The sequence below is a fragment of the Streptomyces sp. N35 genome (assembly GCF_016464295.1).
In the GTDB taxonomy this organism is placed as follows: domain Bacteria; phylum Actinomycetota; class Actinomycetes; order Streptomycetales; family Streptomycetaceae; genus Streptomyces.
In genome coordinates, this window is the sequence record NZ_JAEIMH010000008.1 from 55,975 (window position 1) to 63,877 (window position 7,903).

The 7,903-nt window shown below is 71.6% G+C and carries 5 protein-coding genes; 4 read left to right on the forward strand and 1 reads right to left on the reverse strand.

Annotated features, from left to right (window positions below):
• Window positions 1–2,571 (reverse strand): S8 family serine peptidase (locus JAO81_RS06750; RefSeq protein WP_199546845.1); only part of this gene is annotated, 2,571 nt, incomplete at its 3' end.
• Between the two features lie 210 nt (window positions 2,572–2,781).
• Between JAO81_RS06750 and JAO81_RS06755 the strand changes: the two genes are divergently transcribed.
• From JAO81_RS06755 to JAO81_RS06770, 4 genes are all read left to right on the forward strand, one after another.
• The gene (locus tag JAO81_RS06755) at window positions 2,782–3,762 is read left to right on the forward strand and encodes a LuxR family transcriptional regulator (protein ID WP_199546846.1); all 981 of its coding nucleotides are present in this window, start codon (window positions 2,782–2,784) and stop codon (window positions 3,760–3,762) included.
• A gap of 90 nt (window positions 3,763–3,852) precedes the next feature.
• Window positions 3,853–4,224, forward strand: a complete 372-nt coding sequence (locus JAO81_RS06760) for a PPOX class F420-dependent oxidoreductase (RefSeq protein WP_199546847.1) — start codon at window positions 3,853–3,855, stop codon at window positions 4,222–4,224.
• Window positions 4,225–4,388: 164 nt separating this feature from the next.
• Window positions 4,389–4,919: a hypothetical protein gene (locus JAO81_RS06765; RefSeq protein ID WP_199546848.1), complete on the forward strand. Its 531-nt coding sequence runs from the start codon at window positions 4,389–4,391 to the stop codon at window positions 4,917–4,919.
• Between the two features lie 210 nt (window positions 4,920–5,129).
• Window positions 5,130–7,724, forward strand: a complete 2,595-nt coding sequence (locus JAO81_RS06770) for an immunoglobulin domain-containing protein (RefSeq protein ID WP_199546849.1) — start codon at window positions 5,130–5,132, stop codon at window positions 7,722–7,724.
• Window positions 7,725–7,903 lie beyond the last annotated feature (179 nt).

Genomic DNA, 7,903 nt, shown 5'->3' on the forward strand with positions numbered 1-7,903 from the left:
GGCGCCGCCTTCCTGCGCGTTGCGCACCACGGCCCCCACCGAGGTGCTGCCCGCCGGAAGCCCGCCCATCGCGATCTTGTCCTTGACGCCGGCGGCCGCGAGCTCCTCGGGCGTACCGGACTTGGCGTCGACGAGCTGCGCCTTGCCGGTGCCGTCCAGGTTCACGGACGTGGTGGACGCCGTGGTCGGGTGCAGCACCGGGCCGCCTTCGACCTTCAGCTCGTCGAGCAGCGGTGCCGCCGCCCGCCAGTGGCTGCCCCACTCGAACTCGCCGTCGTCCGCGCGGCCTTCGACCGAGGCGTAGTACGAGCGGATCGTGCGGCCGCCGGAGGCCGTACCGCCGTGCCACCAGTTCTCGCCCCACGTGCGGCTGAACTCGAGGGTGGCGCCGCGCGATTCGATCGGGCGGTCGGTGTCGACGGACAGCCGGTGCGCCTTGCGGGCGTCCAGGACGATGGTGGTGTCGCGCTGCAGGTCGATCTCCGGGCGCGCGAGATAGGTGAGGGAGTCGGTGGCCGTGGCGCCCTCGCCCGCGTCGGGGGTGGTGAGGTAGCCGGTCAGGAAGTAGGAGCCGGCCCGCAGTTCGTACGTGAGGTCCGTGGCGCCCTCGTTGAAGCGCCGCTCGCCCTTGTGGACGTCGGTGGAGACCACGTCGACCGAGGAGGCGCCGTCCGCGGGCTTGCCCAGGCGGTCGATCATCTTGATCCGCAGGGTGACGGTCTCGGGTTGGATGTAGAGCGCGAACGGCGTGGAGACGGTGGTGCCGCGGCTGGTCGCGACGACCCGTCCGGTGAGGTCGCCGTACTGGTTGGCGGCCAGGCGTGCGGTCGGGTCGATGGTCAGCGGGACCTTGACCGTGGCGCCGGCGGGCACCGTCACGGAGCGCTTGTCGAACTTCGCGACCGTGGAGCGGACGCGCGTGCCGTCGTTGCCCGTGACGCCTTCGACGGCGAGGTCGAGACGGACCGGCTGGTCGGAGTTGTTGGTGTACGGGACGTCGACGGTGGTCCGGTCGCTGTTGTCCTGCGGCCAGTTGAAGGTGCCGGCCTGCAGCGTCGGCGAGGAGATCACCTGCTGGTCGACGGCTCCCTTGACGTCGAGCAGGCCGCCGCCCGTCTCACGGACGTCTCCCGTGACGTCCGTGTCGGCGGAGGAGACGAGGGCGGCCTTGATCTGCTGCCCGCTCCAGTCGGGGTGGCGCTGCTTGAGGATCGCGGCGGCGCCGGCGACATGCGGGGTCGCCATCGACGTACCACTCATGGACTGGTACGCCAAGTCCCCGCGTCCGCCCGCGTTCGCGGCGGAGATCGCCACGCCGGGCGCGGTGATCTCGGGCTTGAGGGTGTGGGTGCCGAGGACCGGGCCGCGGCTGGAGAAGTCGGCGGAGACGTTCTCGCGGTCGACGGCGCCGACGGTGAGGACGCTCGGGGCGCAGCCGGGTGAGGAGACGGTGTTGTGTCCCGCGCGGCCGATGTTGCCGGCGGCGATCACGAACAACGTGCCGGTCTTCTGGGCGAGTTCCTCGGTCGCCTGGCTCATCGGGTCCGCGCAGTCGCTGGGGTCGCTGGTGCCGAGGCTCATCGAGACCACGTCGGCCTTGGCGTCCACGGCGGCCCACTCCATGCCCGCGATGATCCACGAGAGGAGACCGCTGCCGGAGTCGTCGAGGACCTTGCCGCTGAGCAGTTCGGCGCCGGGCGCGACGCCCTTCTTCTTGCCCTCGCTCGCGGCGCCGGAGCCGCCGACGGTGGAGATGGTGTGGGTGCCGTGGCCGTCGCGGTCCTCGGCGGTGTCCGAGTCGGTGAAGTTCTTCAGCTCGGTGACGCGGCCCTTGAGGTCGGGGTGCTCGGCGTCGGTGCCGGTGTCGAGTACGGCGACCTTGGTGCCCTTGCCGTCGTAGCCGGCGGCCCAGGCCTCGGGGGCGTGCACCTGCTGGGTCGACTTGTCGAGGGTCGTCTCGACCTTGGCGTCCAGCCAGAGCTTCTCGAGGTCGCTGCCGGCCCGGGATCTGGGGCTGGTGAGGTCGGCCCAGAAGTCGGCGGCCTTCTCCTTGTCGGCGCTCAGCGCCACACCGTCGACCACGTCAAGGACGCGCTCACGCTCGGCGCCGCGCGGGGTGGCGGGCACGGAGCGGGCCACGGACCTGTCGTACAAGGCGATCAGGGGAAGGGACTTGGCGCTCGCGTCGTCGTAGCCCTGGCGTATCAGGGCGGTGACGTTGAAGAGCTGCTCGTCGACCTTGCCCGCGGCCAGCGCATCGGTGGCGCCTTCGGGATAGACGTACAGGTCCTTGCCGCTCTCGCGGGTCTGCAGGAACGGCACCGTGCCGTCCTCGCGCGGCAGCGCGGTGGCGGCGCTGCGGCCCGCACCGTTCGTCGTCACCAGGACCCGGTCACCGGTGATCAACGTGACGGTGCGCGGCTGTGCGCCCTGCACCTCGGAGCGTGCGGCCTGGCTGCCGACCAGCGGCCGGTCCTCCTGCCGCGGCGCCGCCGCGGAAGGCGTCGCCAGAGTTGCGGCCAGCGTGGCGGCGGTGGCCACCCCCAGGGCCTTTCGGGATATCCGGCGCATACCTCTCCCTCACATGGAACTGCGGTGGCGACACATTGGCAGAGAGGCCCCTGGTGCAGGGATGATGTGGACGGGCGGGTTCCCGCCGTGGCTCTTTCCCGCCACGGAGGGGTCTGTCCGGCGGTCGCGTACGTGGCCGTGGACCGGTCAGGCGGAGGGGCCGTATCCGGTCGGGGGTTGGATCTGTACGTGGGTGAGGGGTAAGCGCGAATGCTGGGGGCCATAGGTCTGGACGAGGCGCAGGAGACGGCTTACCGCGCGCTCGTGATGCTCGGCGCGGCCGATGTCGCCGATCTCGCGCACCGGCTCGCGCTGGCCGAGGTGGAGACCGAGCGGACGCTGCGCCGGCTCGAACACCACGGTCTGGCCGCCCAGTCCACCGCACGCCAGGGCCGTTGGGTCGCCGCTCCCCCGGGCGTCGCGCTCGGTGCCCTGCTCACCCAGCAGCGCCATGAGCTGGAGCAGGCCGAGCTGGCGGCGGCGCTGCTCGCCGAGGAGTACCGCGCCCAGGTCGACGAGCCGTCCGTGCACGATCTCGTCGAGGTCGTCACCGGTGCGGGCGCGGTGGCCCAGCGCTTCCTCCAGCTCCAGCTCGGCGCGGCCCAGGAGGTCTGCGCGCTGGTCACCGGGCGCCCGACGGTGGTGTCCGGGTACGACAACAACGCCGAGGCGCAGGCGACGGCGCGTGGCGTGGCGTATCGCGTGATCGTCGAGCGGGCGGTGCTCGATCTGCCGACGGGACTGCTCGAACTCTCCACGGCCCTGCGCCGCGACGAGCAGGTACGGGTCGTGGACCGGGTGCCGACCAAGCTGGTCATCGCCGACCGCACCCTGGCCATGGTCCCGCTCACCTCACGCGACGCGGAGCCCGCGGCCCTTGTGGTGCATGCGAGCGGGCTGCTCGAGTCGCTCTACGGCCTGTTCTCCTCCGTATGGCGCGAGGCGCTGCCGCTGCGGCTCGGCGAGGACGATGCGCTGTACGCCGAGGAGTCCGACGGCCCGGACGCCACCGACCTCGAGATCCTCTCCCTGCTCCTGGCGGGTCTCACGGACGCGAGCGTCGCCAAGCAACTCGACCTGGGGCTGCGGACGGTGCAGCGCCGCGTGAAGCGTCTGATGGAACTGACCGGGGTCACGACGCGGCTGCAGCTGGGCTGGCACGCGTACGAACGGGGTTGGGTGGCGCGGTAGTCGGCGCGCGCGCTCTCGTTCCTCGGACCTAGGGCCCGTGTCGGGCGGATGCCCGATGCGCGACGGCCTGCGCGGTGCGAGGGTCGGCTCATGACCGGATTCAGCGCTGTCGAGCGCGCGTACCTCAAGAGCCAGCATCTCGGCCGGATGGCGACCGTCGACCGGAAAGGCCAGCCTCAAGCCAACCCCGTGGGGTTCTTCCTCCAGGACGACGACTCGATCCTCATCGGCGGATTCGCGATGGGCGAGTCCAAGAAGTGGCGGAACCTGCAGGGCAATCCGCGGATCTCGCTGGTCGTCGACGACATCGTGAGTGTGCGCCCGTGGAAGGTGCGCGGGGTCGAGATCCGCGGGGTCGCGGAACTCCTCGTGGGGCCGCATGAACTGGGGGCGCACTTCAGTCAGGAAGTGATCCAGATCGTCCCGGAATGGGTGCACAGCTGGCGCCTCGAGGACGAGTGAGCGCCGGGCGGCGGCGGGTCAAGACGGCAGGGGAGCAAGGGAGTTGTGGCACGCGGGAGGTGCCCGCACACGCGATTGACACATGAACAAAGCTCGGCTTAGGTATGCCTTACCTAAGTGCCGCCACCCCTGCGGTGCTCATGACGTGAAAGGTGCTCGTATTCATGCGTGCGCTTCTGCTTTCCCGTGCCTCCGTACGGATCGGCGTCCCCGCCCTCGCCGCCACCGCGCTGACCGTCGGCCTCGCCGGTTCCGCCTCGGCGGCGACCGCGACCCGCACCGTCACCGACGGCGGTACGACGTACAACCTGACGCTCAACGCGCCGGACACCCTCAGCGCGAGCGGCGAGGTCATCACCGTGACCGGCAGCGGTTACAACACCGCGCAGGGCGTGTACGTGGCGCTGTGCAAGATACCGGCGGCCGGCGCCAAGCCCGGTCCGTGCCTCGGCGGCCAGGACGAGACCGGCACGACCGGCGCCTCGCACTGGGTGAACAACCTGTTCGGCGGCACCGTGGCCAACAGCTCCAAGTTCACCGCGGGCGGCTCCTTCTCGGCGAACATCTACGTGCACCCCGTCATCAACGACCAGGTCGACTGCACCGTGGACGAGTGCGCGATCTTCACGAAGGCGGACCACTTCGACGCCGAGGACCGCAAGTACGACGTGGCGGTCCCGGTCACCTTCGAGTAGTCCCACCGGACTTCCGGAGTCCCCCCACCTCGTCCGGCAGTCCCGCATCGCCCCCGGCGCGGGGTCCGAGTCACGCTCGGACCCCGCGCCACACCCACGTGCGCCACACCCACGTGCGCCACACCCACGTGCGCCACACCCACGTGCGCCACACCCACGTGCGCCACACCCACGTGCGCCGCCCGCACGTCCGCCTTCGACGAGGAACCCATGACATCGATATCCACGCCAACCGGCCGGCGCCCCAACCGTCGTAGACGTACGGCCGCCGCCCTGACCGCCGCCGCGCTCGTGCTCGGCGGATCCGTCACCGGCCTGACGCTCTCCGGCCCCGCGGCCGCCGCCGACCCGGCCGGGACCGGGCTCGGCAGGAGCGGCCAGAAGCTCACCGTCGCCAAGTCCGCCGACCTGGACCCGGCCGGCGAGACGGTCCACGTCACGGGCGAGGGGTACGACGAGTCCAAGGGCATCTACGTCGCCTTCTGCAAGGACAACGGCGACGACCGCGTGCCCAGCCCCTGTGTCGGCGGCGCGGCCACCTCGGGCGGCGCGAAGTCCTCGGCGTGGATCGTGCCGAAGGGGGACTCCAACGCCGGTGAACTCGCCACCGAGTACGGGGCGAACGGCTCCTTCGCCGTCGATCTGGAGCTCAAGGCGAAGGACAGCGGGCTCGACTGCACGAAGGTGACCTGTTCCGTCATCACCCGCGTCGACCACCGCGCGGCCGGCGACCGGTCGCAGGACGTCCGGATCCCGGTGACGTTCAAGGGCGCGGGCCCGGTCGATCCCGGCGAGGGCGTGGACGTCCCCGAGGGGACGGTGAGTTACCAGGCGGACGACACGTTCCGGACGAGGACAGCCGGCGTGCCCCGGGACCTCCTGGTCCACCCGGAGTCGAAGAAGCTGTACGTGGGCTCCGACAACGTGCCCGACACCGCGGACGTCAACGAGTCGGGCCTGTACGTGCTCGATCCCGCCACCGGCGCGGTCAGGGACCACATCCAGAAGGGCCCCCGGGCGAACGGCGACATCAGGGAGATGACCGTCTACCGCTTCGCCGGGCCGCTCGCCGGTGACGGTGTGGTCTTCCAGTACTTCGTCAGGGGCCTGGGCACGGCGAAGGACGGCGACGAGAACGCCTCCGGCGTCTGGCTCCCGGGCACCACCGTGCACGATGTCAGCGCCGGGCCGAGCGCCGGCAGCACGCTCATCGCCCAGGGCTCCGAGCTCAGCGAGGTGGAGACCGCGACCGGCGTCGTCCGGCGGACCCTGACGCTCCCCGGCGGCAACCGGTTCGCCTTCGACAAGGAGCGCAGGGCCGTGTGGTTCGCCGACGGCGGGGCCACCGGGAACAAGCGCGTGTACCGCGTGAACACGGACACGTTCGAGGTGGACAGGACCGTCGATGTCCCTGCCACCGGCGAGCACGAGCGGTTCATCGAGGTAGACCCGGCCACCGGCTCCGTCTGGTACAGCCACGGCACTGATGTGCACGTTCTGAGCAAGGACGGGGAGCTCATCGGGAAGGTGGCCGGCGACGGCGTCGACCACCCGCAGGACGCCGCCTTCTCCGGCGACCGCGCGGCGGTGGCCTGGCGCGACCCGCACCCGTCCAACAACCCTGCTGCCGACGGCACCGACTCGGTGATGACGTACGACACGGAGAAGCTGACGGAGATCTCGGAGCCGGTCACTTTCCCCTTCATCAGCGCCTCGACCTCGACCAGTGTCGAAACCACCGACGGCGGCGCGGTCCTGTACGTCGGCGATCCGGCCGGCACGGTCACCCGCTATGTGCGCCGGACCTCCCCCAGGATCACCCAGGCCCCCCAGGACCTCTCCGTCGAGTCCGGCGACGCCGTGACCCTCACGGCGAAGGCCGAGGGCGAGCCCGAACCGACCGTGCAGTGGCAGGTCAGCCCCGACGGTGGCCAGACCTGGAAGAACGTCGAGGGCGCGCGCACGGGCACCTTGGACTTCGCCGCGAAGGCCGCCCAGGACGGTTACCGGTACCGCGCCGAGTTCAAGAACGCGGCCGGCACGACCCGTACCGCCGCGGCCACACTCACCGTCGACGCCGAGTCCACGACGGGTGGTTCGGGCGACGGCGGCACGACCGGCGGCAGCGGCGGCGAGGAGCCCAACGGCACCGGCACGGCCGGCGGACCCGAGGGCCAGCAGCTCACGGTGACGCCGGTGCGTGAACTCGCCGCGGAGGACCAGAAGATCAAGGTCTCCGGCACCGGCTACGACGAGCACAAGGGCATCTACGTCGCCCTCTGTGTCGACAACGGCGCCGGTGAGGTCCCCACTCCCTGTGTCGGCGGTGCCGACATGACCGGCAAGGGCGGCGCATCGGCCTGGATCGACTCGGACCCGCCCGCGGGCCACGAGGACGCCACCCAGCCGTTCGGCGCGGACGGTTCGTTCGAGGTCGAGCTGACCGTGGACGCCAAGGACGAGTACACCGACTGCACGAAGACCCGCTGTGCGGTCGTCACGCGCGCCGATCACACGGCGGCCGCCGACCGTTCCGCGGACGTACGCGTCCCGGTGGACTTCAAGGGCGGTGCCGGCTCCGGGTCGGGCGGCCCGGACTCGGCCGGCGGTTCCGACTCCACGGGCGGATCCTCGGCGGGCTCCGTCGGCGGTACGGGTACGGGCGGCCCGGGCCCCGGCTCGCTCGCCTCGACCGGGGTGACCGTCGCGTCGCTCGCCGGTGCGGCCGCGCTGCTTGTCGCGGGCGGCTGGTACGCGGTGCGCCGTACGCGACAGCGTGAGGGTGAGGCGGACCCGGTCTCGTAGGGCGGGCGCGGACCCGGTCTCGTAGGACCGGCGCCGACTCGACCTCGTAGGGCGGGGACGGGCGCCGACTCGACCTCGTAGGACGGGAGTTGGCCCGCCCCGACAGGACGGGCGTTGGCTCGCCGGGTGGCGGCCCGGCGAGCCGGCTCCTCGGGGGGGGGTCGCGCGCCCCGGGGGAG

What these genes read in the sequence shown, in the direction of transcription:
- JAO81_RS06770 (WP_199546849.1), top strand. Translation starts at nt 5,130, where the DNA reads ATGACATCGATATCCACGCCAACCGGCCGGCGCCCCAACCGTCGTAGA.
- JAO81_RS06760 (WP_199546847.1), top strand. Translation starts at nt 3,853, where the DNA reads ATGACCGGATTCAGCGCTGTCGAGCGCGCGTACCTCAAGAGCCAGCAT.
- JAO81_RS06765 (WP_199546848.1), top strand. Translation starts at nt 4,389, where the DNA reads ATGCGTGCGCTTCTGCTTTCCCGTGCCTCCGTACGGATCGGCGTCCCC.
- JAO81_RS06755 (WP_199546846.1), top strand. Translation starts at nt 2,782, where the DNA reads ATGCTGGGGGCCATAGGTCTGGACGAGGCGCAGGAGACGGCTTACCGC.